Here is a 17286-nt window from a genome sequence, read left to right as displayed (position 1 = left end):
CGAGGAGCGCCGGCCGCGACGTCGGCTGTAACGAGGCGCACGAGGAGGGCCGGTCGCGACGCCGGCCGTAGCGAAAGGAGGTGCACGTCATGTTCGGCTTTCTCTTCCCCGGCCAAGGCACCGTGCGGGTCGGCATGGGCGCGTGGCTGCGCCGCAGGCCGGTGGCCCGCGACCGGCTGGACGAGATCGACGCGCTGCTGTCGCGGCCGATCTCCCCGCTGTGCGCGCGCGGCCCGCTCGAGCGCCTGGTGTCCACCGAGCACGCCCAGGTGGCGGTGACCGCCTGCAACCTCGCGGCCCTGGCCGTGCTGGCCGAGGAGGGGTACGAGCCCGCCGTCGTGGCCGGGCACAGCGTGGGCGAGCTGACCGCCCTGCACGCGGCGGGCGTGCTCGACCTGGCGGAGACCGTACGGCTGGTGGAGACGCGCGCCCGGCTCATGGCCGTCGCGGGCGGCGGTGGCGGGATGCGCGCGGTGATGGGCCTGGCGGTCGAACGGGTGGAGGAACTGGCCGCCGAGGCCGCCGCCCCCGGCGAGCCCGTCGTGGTGGGGCTGGAGAACGCGCCCGGCCACGTGGTCGTCTCCGGCGCGGCGCCCGCCCTGGACCGGCTGGAGAAGCTCGCCACCGACGCCACCAAGATCATGCCGCTCAAGGTCGGGGACGCCTACCACTCCCCGCTCATGGCCGCCGCCGTCCCCCCGTGGGCCGCGGCGGTGGCGGTCGCCGCGATGCGCGCGCCCCGCGTCCCCGTCGTGCCGAACGTCACCGGCGAGCCCACCACCGACCTCCGCACGCTGCGCGAGGCGCTGGTCGCCCAGCTCACCGGCAGAGTCCGATGGACCCGTACGGTCGGCGCGGTCGACGCGATCGCCCCCGGGGTCGAGGTCGGCGACAGCAAGGTGCTGGCCGGGCTGTCCCGCCGGGCCGGGGCCCGCTGCCTGAGCATGGCCGACCCCGGCACCCTGCGCCGCCTGGCCAAGGAGGTGGCCGCGTGAACCGCTGGGGCAGTGCCGCCGTCGGCTACGCCGGCCTCACCCGGCCCGTCGAGCTGCTCGGCGGGATGCGGGTGGCGGACGTCTACACCGCCGCCGAACGCGTCAGGTCCACGGCGGGCACGCTGGAGCACTGGGCCGGGCGGCTGGCCGGCAAGCGGGCGGTGCTGCGCCTGCTCGGCCTGCCGCCGACCGCCGGGCATCTCGGCCAGGTCGAGATCCTGCCCCGGCCTTCCCCGGCCTGCCTGGGCGACGCCGCCTGTCTTGACGGCCACCCGCCGGCCGTACACCTGACCGGGGCCCCGGCCACCCGCGCCGACCCCCGCCGGCGCATCCGCGTCTCGATCAGCCACACCCACGACCAAGCCCTGGCCGTGGCCCTCGCCTCCGCCCTCCTCCCCGAGGACACCCCACGAGTCGTGGTCCCTTCTTCTGGTCGGCTGCTGGGTCATCTGGGAGGGCGTCGTGGGTGAGGTGGACGTACGGAAGGTCGCGGAGGAGCATCTGGCGGCCTGGAGCGCGGGCGACGCGGAGGCGGTGGCGGCGAGTGTCGTGTCCTATGCCGATCCTGACTCCGGGGGCGTGCTGGCCGGCGATGGGCTGGTGGCGTACGCGGCCGGGGTGCTGGCCCGGTTCGCCGGTCCGCGCTTTCTCGTGGACAGGGTGACGGGTGGCGAGGACGCGGTCACCGTCTCGTGGACGTTGCGGGCCGACCATCGCGGGGCGTACCTGGGGATGCCCGCGACGGGTGGGACCGTCGCCGTGTCCGGCACCGACCTGGTGACGCTCGGCCGGGACGGCGCGCACGTACAGCGGATCTACGACAGGCTGGCGCTCGCCGAGGTGCTCGGTTACGCGGCGCGGTTCGTGCCGGCCGCCGACGAGACCCGCGAGTACGGCCTGAGCGCCAGGGTCGCCACCCGGCGCACCGAGCGGCCCGGCGCGCTGGTGCTGACCTGGCTGGAGATCCGCGACGACGCCGAGGCGGCCGACGTGGACCTGCTCAGCGTGGAGATCGTCAAGTCGTTGCGGGCGTCCCGTGGCTTCCTCGGGGCGACGACCTTCGACGCCGGCGGCCGCAAGTTCACGCTGAGCGCTTTCGACCGGCCGGAGGCGCTGCGCGCGGTCCATGCCCGGCCGCACCAGCGGGCCATGCGCCGCTTCTTCAAGGGCGGCCTGTGCACCCGCGTACACACCAGCGTCTGGTATCCCGCCTCCGCCCGCGACTACGCCCGCTGCCCGAACTGCGCGACCGTCGTCGCGACCGACGCCGGCGCGCCCTGCGCGTGCGGCTGGACCCCCGAACCCGCCGCCACGCTATGACCCCGCCCTCGGCCTCTGACCCCGACCCCTCCGGGCCCGTGTGACTACCGACCCCGCCCGCCGAGCCCCGCGATCCTCGTGACCCGACGACGCAAGTGAACTGGAGCGTTGATGATCGACTTCACCGCTGAGCATCGGCTCGGCGACAGCCCCGGGCCGGTCGTGGTGTTCATGTCCGCGCTGTTCGCGGGTGGTTGGATCTGGGAGCACCCCTACCGCCGGCTGGAGGCGGCCGGTCGGCCGGTGTTGCGTACCCATGAGGCGATCTGCGCGCTCGACCGCCGGATCGCCGGCTCGATCGAGCAGCTCGGCGACGCGCTGCTGCGGGCGTGTGACGCGGCCGGGGCGGCGGAGATCGTGCTGTGCGCCAACTCGCTCGGCGGTCTGGTGGCCATCGACCTGGCGGGCCGCCGCCCCGACCGGGTGCTCGGCATCGTGGTCAGCGGCGCGCCCGGCCTGACCGCCGACCCCGACGTCGGGCTGAGTTTCGACCGGAGGGGGAGCGTGCGGCCGTTCGGCGACGAGTTCGGCGAGCGCATGATGGCGGCGCTGTTCCACGGCGGGCGCAGCCTGTTCTCCGCCGAGCGGATGGCGGAGGTCGGCGACATGCTGCGGCGACCCGAGTCGATGGTGAGCATGGCCCGCAGCCTCAAGGCGACCCGCAAATATCAGGTCAAGGCGGCGCTGGACCGGGTGGCCTGCCCCGCCATGTACGTCTGGGGCCGGCACGACCGGATGACGCCCGTGGATCCGTGGCTGGAGGTGCTGGCCGAGTATCCGCGTAACGAGGTGCTGCTCGTGGAGGACAGCGGGCACATCCCGATGGTCGAGCGGGCCGAGGAGTACACCGCCGTCCTGGAGCCCTTCGTGGCCCGCTGCGCCGGAGCGCCGGCGTGAGCGCCGGTGGCGGCCCGCCGGGCCGGAGCGCCGCTGTGCTGGAGCCGGCGGCGGCCCGCTGCGTCGGGGGACCGGAATGAGCGGCGCTGTGCTGATGGGTGTGGACATCGTGGAGGTGGAGCGGATCGTCCGGGCGGCGCGGCGGGGCGGGCGGGTGTTCGACCGCCGGCTCACCACCGTCGCCGAGCGTGAGCTGGGGCCGGGCCCGGCCGCGTTCTCGGTCAAGGAGAGCCTGATCAAGGCCGTGGGCGGTCGCCCGGCCGGGTTCGCCTGGCATGACTTCGAGGCCGCGCCCCGGCCGCCGGCCGGTTGGGGCGGTTCGCTGCTGGAGGAGGCCGCCGGGGAGCTGGCCGCCTCGACCGGGCTGCCGCTGACCGAGGGCGCCGCGTACGCCGTGCGCGGCGCGAGCGGCCGGGCCGCCCTGCACCGGTTGCGCCCCGAGGGCGACGCGGACGTGACCGTGGCCGGCGCCGCCCGCTGGGGGATCGGCGACGGCCTGTTCGTATCGCTGGCGATCGTGTACGTGGACGGGAGCGTGTGATGACGCGGATGGTGACGGTACGGCCAGGAGAGTCGATCCAGCGGGCGCTGGACGAGGCGGGCCCCGGGGCACGGATCGCCCTGGAGGAGGGCGTCTACCGGCAGAACGTGTGGATCAAGCACGCGGGCGTGACCCTGATCGGCGCCGGACCGGACCGGACCGTGCTGATCCCGGGTGAAGGCGGCCCCGCCGGCGTCCCCCGGCTGCACGACGCGGCGGACGACGTGGTCAGCGGCGTGACCGTACACGGCGAGAAAAGCGGCGAGAAAAGCGGCGGGACGGGTGGCGGGGGGATCGGGGACGTGCGGGTCGAAGGGCTGGCCGTGCGGGGTTTCTCCGGGGCGGGGATTTACGCCCACACCATCGCCGGCGTGACCGTGCGGGAGGTGGCCACCGAGGACAACGCCGTGTGGGGCGTCTACCTGCGCGAGTCGAGCGGCTGCCAGGTGCTGCGCTGCCGGGCCACGGGCAGCCAGTACGGCGGCGTCGCCCTCAGCTTCTGCGCCCGCTCCGGCGGCCTGATCGCCGACAACGAGACCTACGCCAACGCCTTCGGCATCTTCGTCGACAACTCCTCCGGCGCCCGCGTCGTCCGCAACTCCTGCCACGGCAACGCGATCGGTGTGCTGCTGCTCAACCAGGTCTACGAGGGCGAGCCCGAGGGCGGGGTGCGCGACTGCCTGGTGGCGGGCAACGACCTGCACGGCAACGACCTGGCGAGCGGCGCCGAGCCCGACGGGCTGGGCGCGGCGGGGCCGCCGATCTCCGGTGTCGGCCTGGCGCTGATCGGCACCCACCGGGTCAGCGTCGTCGACAACCACATCCACGACAACCATCCCAGCGGGGAGTCCGTGATGGGCGCCGGCTTCGTGATCGGCTCCTCCAAGGAGTGGGGCGGCGACGACGCCCTGGACAACCACGTGCTGTGGAACCGGATCACCGGGAACAGCCCGCTGGACTTCCAGCTCGGCGCCGACCTGGCCCGGCAGGTGTTCGCCGGCAACGTCGCGGACAAGGGCGAGCCGCCGGGCCTGACGGTGCCGGAAGGCTGGGGTCCGCGATGACGCCGACGCTGGCCTGCGAGGGCCTGTCCAAGAGGTACGGCGACGTGGCCGCGGTCGATGACGTCGGCTTCGCGATCGCGCCCGGTCAGGCGTACGGGCTGCTCGGCCCGAACGGCGCCGGCAAGACGACGACGATCTCCATGCTCGTCGGGCTGCTGCGCCCGGACGCCGGGACGGTCCTGGTCGGCGGCACGGACCTGGCGGCCGACCCGAGGCGGGCCAAGGCCAGGATCGGTTACGTCCCGCAGGAGATCGCGCTGTATCCGGAGCTGACCGGCCGCGAGAACCTGCGCTTCTTCGGCAGGCTGTTCGGCCTGCCGAGGCGTCGGCTGGCCGGGCGGATCGAGGAGGTGCTGGACCTGATCGGGCTGACCGACCGGGCCGACGGCAGGCTGGACACCTACTCCGGCGGGATGCGGCGGCGCATCAACATCGGCGCGGCCCTCCTGCACCGCCCCGACGTGCTGATCCTGGACGAGCCGACCGTCGGGGTGGACCCGCAGAGCCGCAAGGCCATCCTGGACGGGCTGGAGCTCCTGGTCCAGGACGGCATGTCCCTGCTCTACACCTCCCACTACATGGAGGAGGTCGAGCGGGTCTGCGAGCGGGTGGCGATCATCGACCACGGGCGGATCGTCGCCGACGGCACCCGGCGCGAGCTGGTCGCCATGGTCGGCAGCGCCGACACGATCGAGCTGGTGCTCGACGGCGACGTGGCGGCGGCCTTCGCCAAGCTCCGCACCGTCGAGGGCGTCATCGAGGCGGCCATGACCGGCGCCGGGTCCGTACGGCTGATCGCCGAAGGCGGCAGATATCTGCTGCCCGCGCTGATCACCGCCGTGGAGGGCAGCGCCACGGTCACCGCCACCCAGGTCATCGAGCCCGATCTCGAGGCGACCTTCCTGCACCTCACCGGCACCACCTTGCGGGACTGACATGTGGCGGGCGATGGTCACGGTGAGCGCGCTCGAACTGCGCACCCGGCTGCGGGACGGCACCGCGATCGTCATCGCGCTGATCGTGCCGGTGACGCTGGCCACCCTCTTCGGCCTCGCGCTCGGCGGCGACGACCCGCCGCTGCGCGCCACCGTGGGCTTGGTGGACCTGGACGGCGGCGAGTTCCCCGCCTCCGTGCGCCGCGAGGTGCTGGCCTCCGACGAGCTGAAGGGGGCGGTGACCCTGCGTGACCTGCCCGGGCAGGAGCAGGCGCGCCGGGCGCTGGACGCCGGCGAGATCGGCTCGGCCATCGTCTTCCCGGCCGGCTTCAGCCAGAGCGTCGGCGCCGGGCACGGCGGCGGCGTCTCGGTGCTGACCTCGCCGGAGGCGCCGCTGGCCGGGGTGGTCGCGAGCGCCATCGTGGACCGGATCTCGGCGGTGGTGGACGCCAGGACGCTCGCCGTGCGCGCGGTCCTGCGCGCCGGAGTGCCCGGCGACGAGGTCAAGGAGCTGGTGGAGCGCAACGGCGCGGCCGGCCCGTTCCTCAGCCTCGCGGACGACCCCCTCTCCGGCGGCAAGGTGGACCTGTCGGTCTACTACGGCTCCGGCATGGCCGCCCTGTTCGCCTTCTTCGTGGTCGGCGCCTCCTTCCGCGGCCTGCTCACCGAGCGCAAGCTCGGCACCCTCGACCGGATCCGCGCGGGCCCGGTCGCGGCCTGGGTGCCGGTCGTGGGCAAGGGGGCCGTCGGGTTCGCGCTGGCCGTGGTCAGCGTCTGCGTCTGCTGGGGCTCCTCCACGCTCATCTTCGGCACCACCTGGGGCGAGCCCGTCGCGGTGTTCGCGGTGCTGGTCGCGCACGTGCTGGCCGCCGCGGCGATCACCATGCTGGTGGCCAGCCGGGTGCGGACCGACGCCCAGGCCGACGGGGTGATCATGGTCGTCTCGTTCGTGGCGGCGTTCTTCGGCGGCAGCCTGGTCCCGCTCTACGACCTGCCCGAGCCCCTGCGCGCGGTGGCCCTGCTCACCCCGAACGGCTGGACGTCCACGGCGCTGACCGAGCTGGCCGGCTCCGGCGCTGCCGGGTCCATCGGCGCGGTCGCCGGTCCGATCGGCGTGCTGTGCGCCATCGCGCTGGTGGCGGGCGGACTGGCCGTCGCCGGGTTCAAGAAAGGACTGCTGCTTTGACATCCTCCACCCGCCTGAAGGCGGGGGATTCCAACGCCAGCTACCCCACGAGGAGGAGGTCGCGTTGAGGTTCGCGGTTCGTCGGCTCGCGCAACGGCGGGCCTTCCCGCGCGGACACGGCATGCCCTGCCGCGTGTGCGATGTTGCGTGCCGCGTTCACGTCGGCGTTGGCGGCGTATCCGCAGGATCGGCACCGGTAGGCGGCTTGGCTCTCGCGCGCCTGCCGATCCACGATCCCGCACGCCGAGCAACGCTGACTCGTGTACGCAGGGTTGATCTTCACCACCCGGCCCGGAGCCTTCTGCTCCAGCCGCGCCACGAGCCGGCCCCACCCGCCGGCCAGGATGCCCCGGTTGAGGCCCGCCTTCTGGCGGACGTTGCGGCCCGGCGCGTCGATGCTGCCCTTGGCCGAGCGGGTCATGTTAGCGATCTTGAGGTCTTCGACGGCGATCACACCGAACCGGCGGGCCAGATCGGTGCTGGTCTTCTCCACCCAGTCCTTGCGCCGATCCCTCTCTCGGGCCTTCAGCTTCGCGATGGCCACCTTCACCCTGCCGCGCCGCTTCGACCCACGCTCGGCCCGCGCCAGTTTGCGCAGCAGGCGCAGGAGCCGGGCCTTCTCCGGGTCGCGGAGGGCAGGGGTGTGCAGCAGCTCGCCGGTGGACAGCGCCGCCGACACGGCCACGCCCCGATCCACGCCCACCACCTCGCCCGCAGTCGGTGCGGGGATCGGCTCAGGGATCGCGGCGAAGGCCACATGCCAGCGGCCAGAGGCGTCCCGGGTCACCCGATACGACTTCACACCCTCGAGGACGGCACGGGACCAGCGAAACCGCACCCACCCCACCTTCGGGACCTTCACTTCGCCCACGTGGCGGGACAGGCGGCGCACATCACCGGCCTTGACCGCGACGATCCGAAACCCTTCGCCCTGCCCGCGCTTGCGCCACGTCGGCCTGCGGTGCGTCCTGCCGAAAAAGTTCGCCATGGCCTGAGCGAAGTCCTTGAGCGCCTGCTGCTGGACGATGATCGACCCTGCGCGCAGCCACGCGTTCTCCGCCCGCGCCTCGGTGAGCTGCCTGCACTGCTCGGCGAACCCCGGCGCGGACATGCGGCCCGGCCTCCAGCAGGCGTGCTGCTCCACCGCCAGATTCCACACGAACCGGGCGTGCCCGCAATGCTCCAGCAACATCACCTCCTGAGCAGGCGACGGCTGGAGCCGGTAACGGGACACGTCGATCAAACTACCGACCGCCACCGACAAGACCGGGAGACCGAGATGCCCGACTGCTCCGCGCTTCCTCCCCACCCTGAAGGACGGGGCATCCAGCCTGTAGGTACCAGGTGAGCACACTTCCCCTGGGCCGGCCCCGGCCGGTGCTGGCGCTGGTGGCCGCCAACCTGCGACGGCACACGCGGGACCGGGTCGGCCTGTTCTTCATGGTGATCATGCCGTTCGTGTCCATCGTCTTCGTCGGGATGGCGCTCGGCGGCGGCACCACCGGCTCGGCCCGGCTGCCCGTCGGTGTCGTTGCCGAGGGCTCCGGCCCGATCGCCACGGCCGTGTCCGCCGAGCTGCGACGCCACCCGGACCTGGAGGTCCTGCCGATGGGCACGGCGGCCGAGCTGCGCTCCGGCGTGCGCGAGGGCGCCCTGGCCGCCGGCCTGATCATCCCGGCGGACTCGACCCGGCTGGAGCTGGTCATGACGCAGACCAACGGCAGCGGCCTGGCCGCCCGCAGCGCCGTGGACGTCGCCGTGGGCAAGGTGGCCGCGGTCCTGGAGGCCACCCGGGCGGCCGGCGTCGCGGGGGCCACCCCCGCCCAGGCCGCGGAGTACGTGCGCCAGGCCCAGGCCGAGGGTGGCCGGGTCGCGGTGACCGACTCGGCGTCGTCCGCCGGTGACCCGCGCGGGTTCGCCTACACCGCCCCGGCCAATCTGCTGCTGTTCACCTTCATCAACTCCATGGCGGTCGCCGCGGCCCTGGTGGAGAGCCGCCGGCTGGGCATGCTGCAGCGGTCGCTGACCGCACCCGTGCACCAGCGGTCGGTGCTGCTCGGGGAGGCGCTGAGCAGGTTCCTGGTCGCGGCCGGCCAGGCAGTGCTGATCATGGTGGTGAGCTCGCTGGCGTTCGGCGTGCGGTGGGGCGACCCGCTCGCCGTGGCCGTCGTCGTGGGGGTGTTCGCGCTGGTCGCCACCGGTGCCGCGATCCTGGTCGGCACGCTGCTGCGCTCTCCCGACCAGGCGCCGGCGATCGGCCCGCCGCTCGGGGTCGTGCTCGGCATGCTGGGCGGCTGCCTGTGGCCGCGCGAGGCCTCCGGGGAGGTCATCAACGCCATCGGCCACGCCTTCCCGCACGCCTGGGGCATGGACGCGCTGCTCACGCTCGCCAGGCCCGGCACCGGGCTCGGCGCGATCCTGCCCGAGGTGGCCGTGCTCGCGGGGATGGCCGTCCTGCTGCTGGGCGGCTCTTTGTTCCTGTTCGACCGGCGCACCAGAGCCGCCTGATCGTCACGAGGGGGATGGTACGGATGAAGGGGATACTTCTCGCGGGAGGGCGCGGCACCCGGCTGCTGCCGGCGACGCTCGCGGTCTCCAAGCAGCTCCTGCCCGTCAACGACAAGCCGCTGATCTACTTCCCGCTGTCGGTGCTGATGCTGGCCGGGATCCGCGACATCCTGCTGATCACCACGCCGGAGGACCTGCCGCAGATCCGCCGCCTCCTCGGCGACGGCTCCCGGCTCGGCCTGCGCCTGGACTACGCCGAGCAGGCCGAGCCCAACGGCGTCGCCGAGGCGCTCGTGATCGGCGCCGACCACATCGGCGGCGAGCCGGTCGCGCTGATCCTGGGGGACAACGTCTTCCACGGCTACTCCTTCCAGGAGCGGCTGCGCCAGGAGTGCGACGCCGTCGACGGCTGCGTGCTGTTCGGCTATCCGGTACGCGATCCGCACCGGTACGGCATCGCCGAGACCGACGCCGGCGGCCGGCTGCTGTCCATCGAGGAGAAGCCGCGCACGCCCCGCGCCAACCGGGCGATCGTCGGCCTCTACCTCTACGACCCCGACGTCGTGGACATCGTCAAGAACATCGCCCCTTCGGCGCGCGGCGAGCTGGAGATCACCGACGTCAACCGCGCCTATCTGGAACGGGGGAGGGCGAGAGTGGTCGACCTCGGCCGCGGCTTCGCCTGGCTGGACGCCGGCACCCCCGAGTCGCTGCTGCAGGCGAGCCAGTACGTCCAGCTGCTGGAGCAGCGGCAGGGCGTACGCATCGCCTGCCTTGAGGAGATCGCCCTGCGAATGGGCTACATAGACGCCGAGGCCTGTCATCGGCTCGGCGTCGAACTCGAGAAGTCCACCTACGGCCAGTACGTCATCTCGGTGGCCGAGCAGTTCATGAACAGGTGAGAGGAAGACCGACCCATGAGTGTGACCACATTGTTCACCGGCAGATCGCCCGCCGACGGCGACCCTGTGACGGACATTTACCGCTATGCCGCCCGCAAGGGTGTGATCGAGGCCGTCGAGGTGGCCGCCGAGGATCTCGGCCTGAGCCTGCGCGAGGCGCACGAGGCGGTGGCCAACCTGGTGGAGAGCCGGCTGCTCCGGGTGGACGACAGCGAGGGCCGCCGGTTCGTGCCGGTCGATCCTGAGCTGGCCTCCGCTTCCCTGGTGTCATCCGTGGAGCGTGAGATCTACCAGCGTCGCGAGCTGATCGACCAGATCCGCGAACGCATGGGGGCCTTCCGCTCCGAGTACGGCGACGCCGGCCGGAGCTCGGCCGCCAGCGCCGTGGAGTACCTCGTGGGCGCCATGGAGGTCCGCGGCTTCCTGAAGATGGCCGGGGACGCCTGCCGCGACGAGGTGCTGGCCATGCAGGCCGCCGGCGGCGACGTCGAGGACCTGTCGCAGATGTATCTGACACTGCTGGCCAGAGGGGTCACGGTACGCATCATCTGCCAGCACCGCAGCCGCGCCGACGTGTCCACCCGCATGCTGCTGAAGCGGCTGACCGACGCCGGCGCGGCCGTCTTCACCGTCAGCCACGTGCCCAGGTCGGCGGTCGTCTTCGACCGGGCGCTCGTCGTCATGTTCGGCGTGGAGGACGACGGGGAGGACGACGGGGAGGCCAGCGTCGCCCGCGTGCACAACCACGGCATCGCCAAGTTCCTGCTGGACCTGTTCAACCACCTGTGGGAGACCGCCACGCCGCTGGAGGGCGTCGAGGTCGGCTACGCCAACGTGGCCGACGACCTCCAGCAGGCCATCGCCTCGCTGATGGCCAAGGGCTACACCGACGAGGTCGTGGCCAGGAAGCTCGGCATGTCGGTGCGCAGCTGCCGCCGGCACATCGCCATGCTGATGCGCGACCTGGACGCCACCAGCAGGTTCCAGGCGGGCGTCCAGGCGGCCCGGAGATATCTCGGGGCCGCCGGATGATCGCGCGTCCCCGGCGTCCCGCGAGCGGGACGCGCGGGGACGGCCGCCCGCTAGACAAGAGGCTCCGGCACGCGGTGTGGTACGCCGTGTGGCACGCCGTCCGGCACCCGGTGGCCGTGCATCGCCACGGCCACGTCGGCCAGGGCGCGGGCCCGCTCCAGGACCAGCTCGACGCCCAGCACCAGGTCCTCGGTGGACATCCGGGGATCCAGGCAGATCCGTACGGAACTGTTGGCGTCCTCGGCGGGCACCCCGATGGCGGTCAGGACGTAGGACGGCTCCTGGGAGCCGGAGTTGCACGCCGACCCGGTGGACAGCGCCACCGAGCGCAGGCTCGACACCAGGCTCTCGCCGCGCACGCCCGGCAGCACGACGTTCAGCACGTGCGGCACGCCGCCGTCCGGGTCGCCGTTCACCCGGACGCCGGGGAAACCGGCCACGAGCAGGTCCAGCGCCGTCGCGCGCAGCGCACGCACCCGCTGCCACCCGGCCGTCAGCCCGGCCAGCGCCAGCTCGCACGCCTTGCCCATGCCGACCACCAGATGGGTGGGGATCGTCCCGCTGCGCAACGCGTACTGCCCGCCCCCGAACAGCACCGGCCGCAGCCGGTGCCGGATCTCCGGCCGTACGTACAGCGCGCCGACGCCCTTGGGGCCGTGCACCTTGTGCGCCGAGACCGACATCGTGTCGACGTCCGCCTCCCGCACGTCGATGGGGATCCGGCCCGCCGCCTGGGCGCCGTCCACGTGCAGCAGGGCGCCGGCGTCGTGGCAGAGCGCGGCCATCCGCGCGACGGGCTGGACCGTGCCGATCTCGCTGTTCACCCAGGCGGCGGTGGCCACCCGGGAGAACGGGTCCAGCAGGCCGGCCAGGTGGCCGAGGTCGACCCGGCCGTCCGGGCCCACCCGCATCGTCGCGACGTCCAGACCTCGGTCGGCCAGGGCACGGCCGATCGACAGCGAGGACTTGTGGTCGGTGGGACAGACGGCGGCGTTGACCGGGGAGCGCTCGTCGTGGCCGAACATGCCCAGCAGCGCCAGGTTGTTGCTCTCGGTCGCGCCGGAGGTGAACACCAGGCTCTCGGGGTCGGCGCCGATCAGCCGGGCCACCGACTCGGTGGCGGCGTCCACCGCCCTGCGGGCGCGCTTGCCGAGCAGGTGCGGGGACGACGGGTTGCCGAAGTCCTCGCGCAGGAAGGGCAGCATCGCGTCGACCACCTCGTCGTCGACGCGGGTCGTGGCGCAGTTGTCCAGGTAGATGATTCTCATGGTGGTCAGCTCCTGTAGGTGCTGACCGAGACGAGGTTGCCGTAGATCTCGTCCTCGGACATCTCGCCGCTGCCGCCTGGCGCCGCGATGACCACCCGCATGCCGCGCAGATCGTACAGATTCAGGGCGATCTCCACGCCGGTCTGCACCGGCACCAGGCACTCGCCCGGCGCGAAGATGAGGATCGAACGGTGACCGGCCCGGTGCACCTCGGAGATCATCTCGGTGATCTCGCCCGCGCAGCCGGTGATCCCGCAGCTGATCAGCGTGCGGTAGTTCCCTTCGGCGTCGAGGAAGGCCACCTCGGTGTCCCGGCCGGACACGCGGCCGGACTCCTCGCCGGACTCTTCGCCGGAGTCGAGGAAACGCTTCTCCAGCAGGCCCTGCTTGACGAACTTGTCGGCCGCCTTCTGGAAGCGGTACTTCAGCCAGGTCTCGGGGAAGGCGAGCGGGTGCTTGCGGCTGGGCAGCACGACGTCGGGGGACAGGCCCGCCTCGGCCAGAGCGCTCAGGTAGTCGTCCGGCAACGCGGTGAACCCCGCGAAGAACTCGGCGCGCAGCTCACTGGCCGGCCGGTCGGTCTTGGGCACGTACTGCCAGTCGTTGACCAGCAGCAGGAGGCGGATCGCGGTGCCCGCGTCGGTGTAGGAGCGGGCCAGGTCCGCCGACAGGCGCCAGGTGTAGCCGGGGAAGACGCCCACCCGGCCGGCGACGCGGCGGCGCATGACGTCGCCCCGCTGCTCCTCGATGATGCCGGGGACCAGGTGGCCCGTGGCGTCGTCCTCGAAGAGCATGAAGTGGCCACCCATGATGACCAGCTCGCCGAGGCCCGCGTCGGGCAGCTCGCGGCCGATCACCTCGCGGAGCTCCTGCTCCGAGGCCACGAGCCGGTGTGCCTTGGTCACCCGGTCGCTGACAACGTTACCCATGGTCTTCACACTCCGAGTTTCTGGTTGGTCGTGCGGTCGGGCTCGGCGGTGCCGGTGACGGGGCGGGCCGGGGCCAGCAGGCCGGCCAGGACTTTCAGCGGCGTGGGTGCGGCCAGCAGGCGGGGCGTCAGGCCCTGCCAGCCTCGGTCGCTGAGATCGGCCAGCACCTCCGGGGCGCGCAGGATGCGGCCGCCGGCGAGGACGTAGCTGTCCGACGGGTCGAGGCGGGCGAGGCCGTGCACCCGGCACACCGCCCGCGCCAGCACCCGCACGGCGTCCTCGTCCGCCTCGGGGATGACGGCGGGCATCGTGGAGGGTGTGACGGCGGGCGCGGTGGTGGGACCAGCTGTGGGTACGGCGGCGGGCGCTGTGGTGGAACCAGTGGTGGGTACGGCGGCGGCGGGGTCGAAGCCCGCCAGGGTGGCCACCTGGCTGATGCGCAGGTCGGTCGCCGGGTCGTCGTGGGCGAGCACCAGGGCCTCGTGGCCGCGCAGGAACGCCTCCACCGCCCCGGCGTCCATGACCGAGGACGACGCCTGGAGCGCCAGCACGACCGCGTCCCGCCACTCGTCGATCCGCAGGTAGGTGTCGCCGCCGTGGTGCGTCCACGCCGTCGGCGGCCGGTTCCAGGTGAACGTGGTGCGCCTGCCCCGGTAGGTCAGGGTCCGCTGGTTGAGGAAGTTGACCTCCGAGCCGAGCCGTACGGGCTCGCCGCGCCGGGAACCCTCCCGGGACACCAGCTCCACCACCTCGTCGTAGGGCACGTACGCGTGCTGGGCGGCCTGCTCGGAGCCGCTCGTCACCCGCCGCAGCAGCTCGCTGAACGGCGGGTCGTCCGAGCAGTCGATCCCCACCAGCATGGGAGAGAACATGCAGGTGAGCACGTCGGGGTAGGGGTGCGCCGCACGGTTGCCCGAGAACGCGAGCTGGCCGAGCGCGGCCTGCCCGGTGTAGGCGGCCATCAGGGCGGTGTGCGCGGCCACGTGGACCGCCGACGGCCACACCTTGTGCCGGGTGGCGATCCGCCGGCCCGCCTCCAGCAGCCCGGGTGAGGTCAGCGTCGCGTGCCGCGCCTCCTCGGGCGGGGCCGCCCGCCGGCGGGCGGTGAACGGGTCGGCGGGCAGGCGGGAGATCTGCTCCTCCCAGTACGCCATGGCGCGCGAGGCCGGCACGGCGGCGTCGGCCGACGACTCCCAGCGCGCCAGGTCCGTGGGCTGCTGCCGTACCGGGGGAAGCGACGCGGGGCGGCGTGAGATGAGACCCTGGGCCTGCGCCCACAGCTCCTGCTCGACCTTCTCCAGCGTCCACATGTCGACGGCCAGATGGCTGAAGACGATGACCACCTGCTGCGGCGCGCCGTCCCGGGTGATGACGCAGGCGCGGATCGGCCACTCGGCGGCCAGGTCGAACGGCCGGGAGGTCAGCTCCTCGATCACGTCCGCGGGCCGGGGCGTCCCGTCCCGCTCCACGCTCGCCTGGACGATCGGCCACGGGCCGGGCGCGTGCACCCGCTGCCGTGGGCCGCCGTCGACGTCGAAGGTGGTCCGCAACGCCTCGTGCCGGCGGGTCAAGGAGAGCAGCATCGCCCGGATGTTGGCGAGGGTGAGGCTCGGCGGGATCTGGAAGCGCAGCAGGATGTGCGACTCGTGCTGGTGCTCGGGCGGCAGCTGATGCATTCTCAGCCACATGTAGCGATGCCCCCAGCAGAGGTTCGCGGACTTCACAGCGGACAATTGGGGCCTCCACCGCCGCGTATGTGAGGACAGGTCGACAATATTGAGCATTGGCTTTCCGTACGCGTATGACAAGCTGTTCCCGCTGGCCGGAACAGGCCGCTATTTCCTGCCAGTGGGGTGCCGGTCCGCCGCCTTGACCGGTGTCGCGGACGGCCGCGAAAATCGTGGGAGTACGCTCTCCTATGAGGTGCCAAGTGACGATGTTCGAAATACCTCAGGAATTCCAGAATATTCTGCGACCGCATTTGCCCTTCGCCGATTCTGGGATGCTGGCCGCGTTCGACGAGCTGGCCGGCCTCGGCCTGGACTCCATGGGCGTGGTGCGGCTGCTGGTGGACATCGAGGACGCCTACGGGGTGCAGGTGCCTGACGAGATCCTGGACGAGGCGACGTTCGCCACGGTGGGCTCCCTGTGGGAGGCGGTGGCACCGCTGGTGCCCCACAGGTGATCGGTCAGCCTCGCAGGGCGCCTGCGACGGCGCGCCGGTCCACCTTGCCGTTCGCGTTGAGGGGCAGCGCCTCCAGCACCGTCACCGTGCGCGGCACCATGTAGCCCGGCAGCACCTCGGCGACCGCCTTGGCCAGGGTCACGCCGTTCAGCCCGTGGCCGGTGCAGGCCGCCTCCAGCGACGGCTCCCCGTCCGGGCCCGGCAGCGCGAGCACGACGGCCTCGTGCACGCCCGGCAGCCCGCGCAGGGTCGCCTCGATCTCGCCCAGCTCCACCCGGTGGCCGGAGATCTTCACCTGCTGGTCCAGCCGGCCGAGATGCACCAGCAGGCCGTCCCGCCAGGCGACCCGGTCACCGGTCCGGTACCACGACTCCTCGGTCACGGCCTCGCCGTCGCGGGCGCGTACACCGTCGAAGGAGACGAACCGACCGGCGTCGTCGGCCGGGTCGGCGTAGCCGGGAAAGCGCTGCACCCCGCGCAGGCACAGCTCGCCCTCGTCGGTGGGCCGCCCGTCGCCGTCGAGCACCACGTGCTCGACCCCCGGGTACGGCAGGCCGATGGGCACGGTGCCGTTGGCCGTGCCGGGCCAGGCGGCCGGATCGGCGGGCAGCCGGTACTGGGTGCAGCTGATGGTCAGCTCGGTCGGGCCGTACAGGTTCTCCAGCACGCTGCCCGGCGCCGCCGCCTGCCACGCGCCGGCCTGCCGCAGCGACAGCGGCTCCCCGCAGAACAGGCTCCAGCGCAGCGACGGCATGGCCCCCGGCGTCAGGCGGCGCAGCCGCATGGCCAGCGACACCACCGAGGGCACCGAGAACCAGTGGGTGAGCCGCTCGCGGTTCACGAACGCCACCGGCTTGAGCAGGTCGTACCGGCCGGGGACGACCAGCGTCGCGCCCCCGCCCCAGGCGGCGAACATGTCGAAGACGGACAGGTCGAAGGTCAGGTCGAAGGTCTGGGAGACGCGGCAGCCGGGCGCCAACTCGTAGCGCGGGACGATGTGCGTGAGGTACGCGTCCACGCTGCGGTGGCGCACCGGCACACCCTTGGGCGTGCCGGTCGAGCCCGAGGTGAACAGCACGTACGCCAGGCCGTCCGGGTCCGGCTCACCGGCGGGGAGCGGTCCCGGCGCGGGCGGGTCGGCCAGGCTCGACGCCAGCACGGGGGCGGGAAACGCCGGCGGCGGGCTCAGGCCGGCGTCGGCGAGCACCACGTCCAGCCCCGCTCTGGCGGCCACCGTCAGGTTGCGCGCCTCGGGCACGGCGGGATTCAGCGGCACCGCGGTCGCGCCGAGCCGCTGGATCGCCAGGTAACCGGCGAACGCGAAGGGGGTACGCGCCGCGTACAGGCCGGCCCTGGCCGGAGGGCCGCCACAGACGCGGACCAGCTCCGCCGCCAGCCGCGCGGACAGCGTGTCGAGCTCGGCGTAGGTGAGGCTCGTGCCGCCCGCCTCCAGCGCGATCCGCTCGCCGTGACGTGCCGCGGAGTCGGCGAACCACTGGTACAGGGTGCGTGCCACGGTCTCTC

At 72.9% G+C, this 17286-nt stretch carries 17 protein-coding genes; 12 read left to right on the top strand and 5 right to left on the bottom strand.

Annotated elements, in window-relative coordinates:
* Positions 1-89 precede the first annotated feature (89 nt).
* The 8 genes from OHA68_RS44890 to OHA68_RS44855 all read left to right on the top strand — a co-directional run bounded on the left by OHA68_RS44890 (position 90) and on the right by OHA68_RS44855 (position 6938).
* Entirely contained in the window at positions 90-995 is a 906-nt protein-coding gene (locus OHA68_RS44890) for an ACP S-malonyltransferase (protein ID WP_327105693.1), read from the top strand.
* Positions 992-1465: a holo-ACP synthase gene (locus OHA68_RS44885; protein ID WP_327105692.1), complete on the top strand. Its 474-nt coding sequence runs from the start codon at positions 992-994 to the stop codon at positions 1463-1465. The genes OHA68_RS44890 and OHA68_RS44885 overlap by 4 nt, the downstream gene beginning before the upstream one ends.
* Entirely contained in the window at positions 1458-2315 is an 858-nt protein-coding gene (locus OHA68_RS44880; protein ID WP_327105691.1) for an ester cyclase, read from the top strand. Before OHA68_RS44885 ends, OHA68_RS44880 begins: the two co-directional genes overlap by 8 nt.
* Before the next feature lie 111 nt (positions 2316-2426).
* Entirely contained in the window at positions 2427-3212 is a 786-nt protein-coding gene (locus tag OHA68_RS44875) for an alpha/beta fold hydrolase (RefSeq protein ID WP_327105690.1), read from the top strand.
* Positions 3213-3288: 76 nt separating this feature from the next.
* Positions 3289-3753: a holo-ACP synthase gene (locus tag OHA68_RS44870; protein ID WP_327105689.1), complete on the top strand. Its 465-nt coding sequence runs from the start codon at positions 3289-3291 to the stop codon at positions 3751-3753.
* On the top strand, positions 3753-4817 hold the full coding sequence (locus tag OHA68_RS44865) for a right-handed parallel beta-helix repeat-containing protein (protein ID WP_327105688.1): 1065 nt from the start codon (positions 3753-3755) through the stop codon (positions 4815-4817). The genes OHA68_RS44870 and OHA68_RS44865 overlap by 1 nt, the downstream gene beginning before the upstream one ends.
* Positions 4814-5752, top strand: a complete 939-nt coding sequence (locus tag OHA68_RS44860; protein ID WP_189144737.1) for an ABC transporter ATP-binding protein — start codon at positions 4814-4816, stop codon at positions 5750-5752. Before OHA68_RS44865 ends, OHA68_RS44860 begins: the two co-directional genes overlap by 4 nt.
* Positions 5753-5765: 13 nt before the next feature.
* The gene (locus tag OHA68_RS44855; RefSeq protein ID WP_327105687.1) at positions 5766-6938 is read left to right on the top strand and encodes an ABC transporter permease; all 1173 of its coding nucleotides are present in this window, start codon (positions 5766-5768) and stop codon (positions 6936-6938) included.
* Between the two features lie 40 nt (positions 6939-6978).
* On the opposite strand, the gene OHA68_RS44850 is transcribed toward OHA68_RS44855, so the two are convergent.
* Entirely contained in the window at positions 6979-8172 is a 1194-nt protein-coding gene (locus OHA68_RS44850) for an RNA-guided endonuclease InsQ/TnpB family protein (RefSeq protein WP_327105686.1), read from the bottom strand.
* Positions 8173-8282: 110 nt separating this feature from the next.
* On the opposite strand from OHA68_RS44850, the gene OHA68_RS44845 reads away from it, so the two are divergent.
* From OHA68_RS44845 to OHA68_RS44835, 3 genes are read left to right on the top strand one after another with little or no spacing between them, the layout of a single operon-like run.
* Complete coding sequence (locus OHA68_RS44845; protein ID WP_327105685.1) at positions 8283-9446, top strand: ABC transporter permease; 1164 nt, start codon at positions 8283-8285, stop codon at positions 9444-9446.
* A 23-nt stretch (positions 9447-9469) separates the two neighbouring features.
* A complete protein-coding gene (gene rfbA, locus OHA68_RS44840) occupies positions 9470-10348 on the top strand; it encodes a glucose-1-phosphate thymidylyltransferase RfbA (protein ID WP_407674403.1) in 879 nt (292 codons plus the stop codon).
* Positions 10349-10363: 15 nt separating this feature from the next.
* The gene (locus OHA68_RS44835; protein WP_327105683.1) at positions 10364-11380 is read left to right on the top strand and encodes a hypothetical protein; all 1017 of its coding nucleotides are present in this window, start codon (positions 10364-10366) and stop codon (positions 11378-11380) included.
* A 50-nt stretch (positions 11381-11430) separates the two neighbouring features.
* Here OHA68_RS44835 and OHA68_RS44830 read toward each other — a convergent pair whose 3' ends face one another.
* Genes OHA68_RS44830 through OHA68_RS44820 form a run of 3 tightly spaced genes read right to left on the bottom strand, consistent with a single transcriptional unit; the run spans position 11431 to position 15253 of the window.
* A complete protein-coding gene (locus OHA68_RS44830; RefSeq protein ID WP_327105682.1) occupies positions 11431-12648 on the bottom strand; it encodes a cysteine desulfurase family protein in 1218 nt (405 codons plus the stop codon).
* A gap of 5 nt (positions 12649-12653) precedes the next feature.
* Entirely contained in the window at positions 12654-13577 is a 924-nt protein-coding gene (locus OHA68_RS44825) for an LPD16 domain-containing protein (RefSeq protein ID WP_327105681.1), read from the bottom strand.
* 5 nt (positions 13578-13582) lie between these two features.
* On the bottom strand, positions 13583-15253 hold the full coding sequence (locus tag OHA68_RS44820; RefSeq protein ID WP_327105680.1) for a condensation domain-containing protein: 1671 nt from the start codon (positions 15251-15253) through the stop codon (positions 13583-13585).
* A gap of 305 nt (positions 15254-15558) precedes the next feature.
* Here OHA68_RS44820 and OHA68_RS44815 point away from each other — a divergent pair, with 305 nt between their 5' ends.
* On the top strand, positions 15559-15762 hold the full coding sequence (locus OHA68_RS44815) for a phosphopantetheine-binding protein (protein WP_225278228.1): 204 nt from the start codon (positions 15559-15561) through the stop codon (positions 15760-15762).
* 4 nt (positions 15763-15766) lie between these two features.
* Here the strand turns inward: OHA68_RS44815 and OHA68_RS44810 are convergent, their stop codons facing one another.
* Positions 15767-17278 carry an amino acid adenylation domain-containing protein gene (locus OHA68_RS44810; protein WP_327105679.1) on the bottom strand — a complete coding sequence of 504 codons (1512 nt, stop codon included), beginning with the start codon at positions 17276-17278 and terminating at the stop codon, positions 15767-15769.
* Between the last annotated feature and the right edge of the window lie 8 nt (positions 17279-17286).

It is taken from the genome of Nonomuraea glycinis (genome assembly GCF_035920485.1).
In the GTDB taxonomy this organism is placed as follows: Bacteria; Actinomycetota; Actinomycetes; order Streptosporangiales; family Streptosporangiaceae; genus Nonomuraea; species Nonomuraea glycinis.
This window is presented reverse-complemented; position numbering and strand designations above follow the sequence as displayed.

Excerpts from the sequence above, each read along its gene's own strand:
- OHA68_RS44830 (WP_327105682.1), bottom strand. The coding sequence starts at position 12,648 with ATGAGAATCATCTACCTGGACAACTGCGCCACGACCCGCGTCGACGAC.
- OHA68_RS44870 (WP_327105689.1), top strand. The coding sequence starts at position 3,289 with ATGAGCGGCGCTGTGCTGATGGGTGTGGACATCGTGGAGGTGGAGCGG.
- OHA68_RS44855 (WP_327105687.1), top strand. The coding sequence starts at position 5,766 with ATGGTCACGGTGAGCGCGCTCGAACTGCGCACCCGGCTGCGGGACGGC.
- OHA68_RS44835 (WP_327105683.1), top strand. The coding sequence starts at position 10,364 with ATGAGTGTGACCACATTGTTCACCGGCAGATCGCCCGCCGACGGCGAC.
- OHA68_RS44865 (WP_327105688.1), top strand. The coding sequence starts at position 3,753 with ATGACGCGGATGGTGACGGTACGGCCAGGAGAGTCGATCCAGCGGGCG.
- OHA68_RS44875 (WP_327105690.1), top strand. The coding sequence starts at position 2,427 with ATGATCGACTTCACCGCTGAGCATCGGCTCGGCGACAGCCCCGGGCCG.
- OHA68_RS44820 (WP_327105680.1), bottom strand. The coding sequence starts at position 15,253 with ATGCATCAGCTGCCGCCCGAGCACCAGCACGAGTCGCACATCCTGCTG.
- rfbA (WP_407674403.1), top strand. The coding sequence starts at position 9,470 with ATGAAGGGGATACTTCTCGCGGGAGGGCGCGGCACCCGGCTGCTGCCG.
- OHA68_RS44860 (WP_189144737.1), top strand. The coding sequence starts at position 4,814 with ATGACGCCGACGCTGGCCTGCGAGGGCCTGTCCAAGAGGTACGGCGAC.
- OHA68_RS44890 (WP_327105693.1), top strand. The coding sequence starts at position 90 with ATGTTCGGCTTTCTCTTCCCCGGCCAAGGCACCGTGCGGGTCGGCATG.
- OHA68_RS44825 (WP_327105681.1), bottom strand. The coding sequence starts at position 13,577 with ATGGGTAACGTTGTCAGCGACCGGGTGACCAAGGCACACCGGCTCGTG.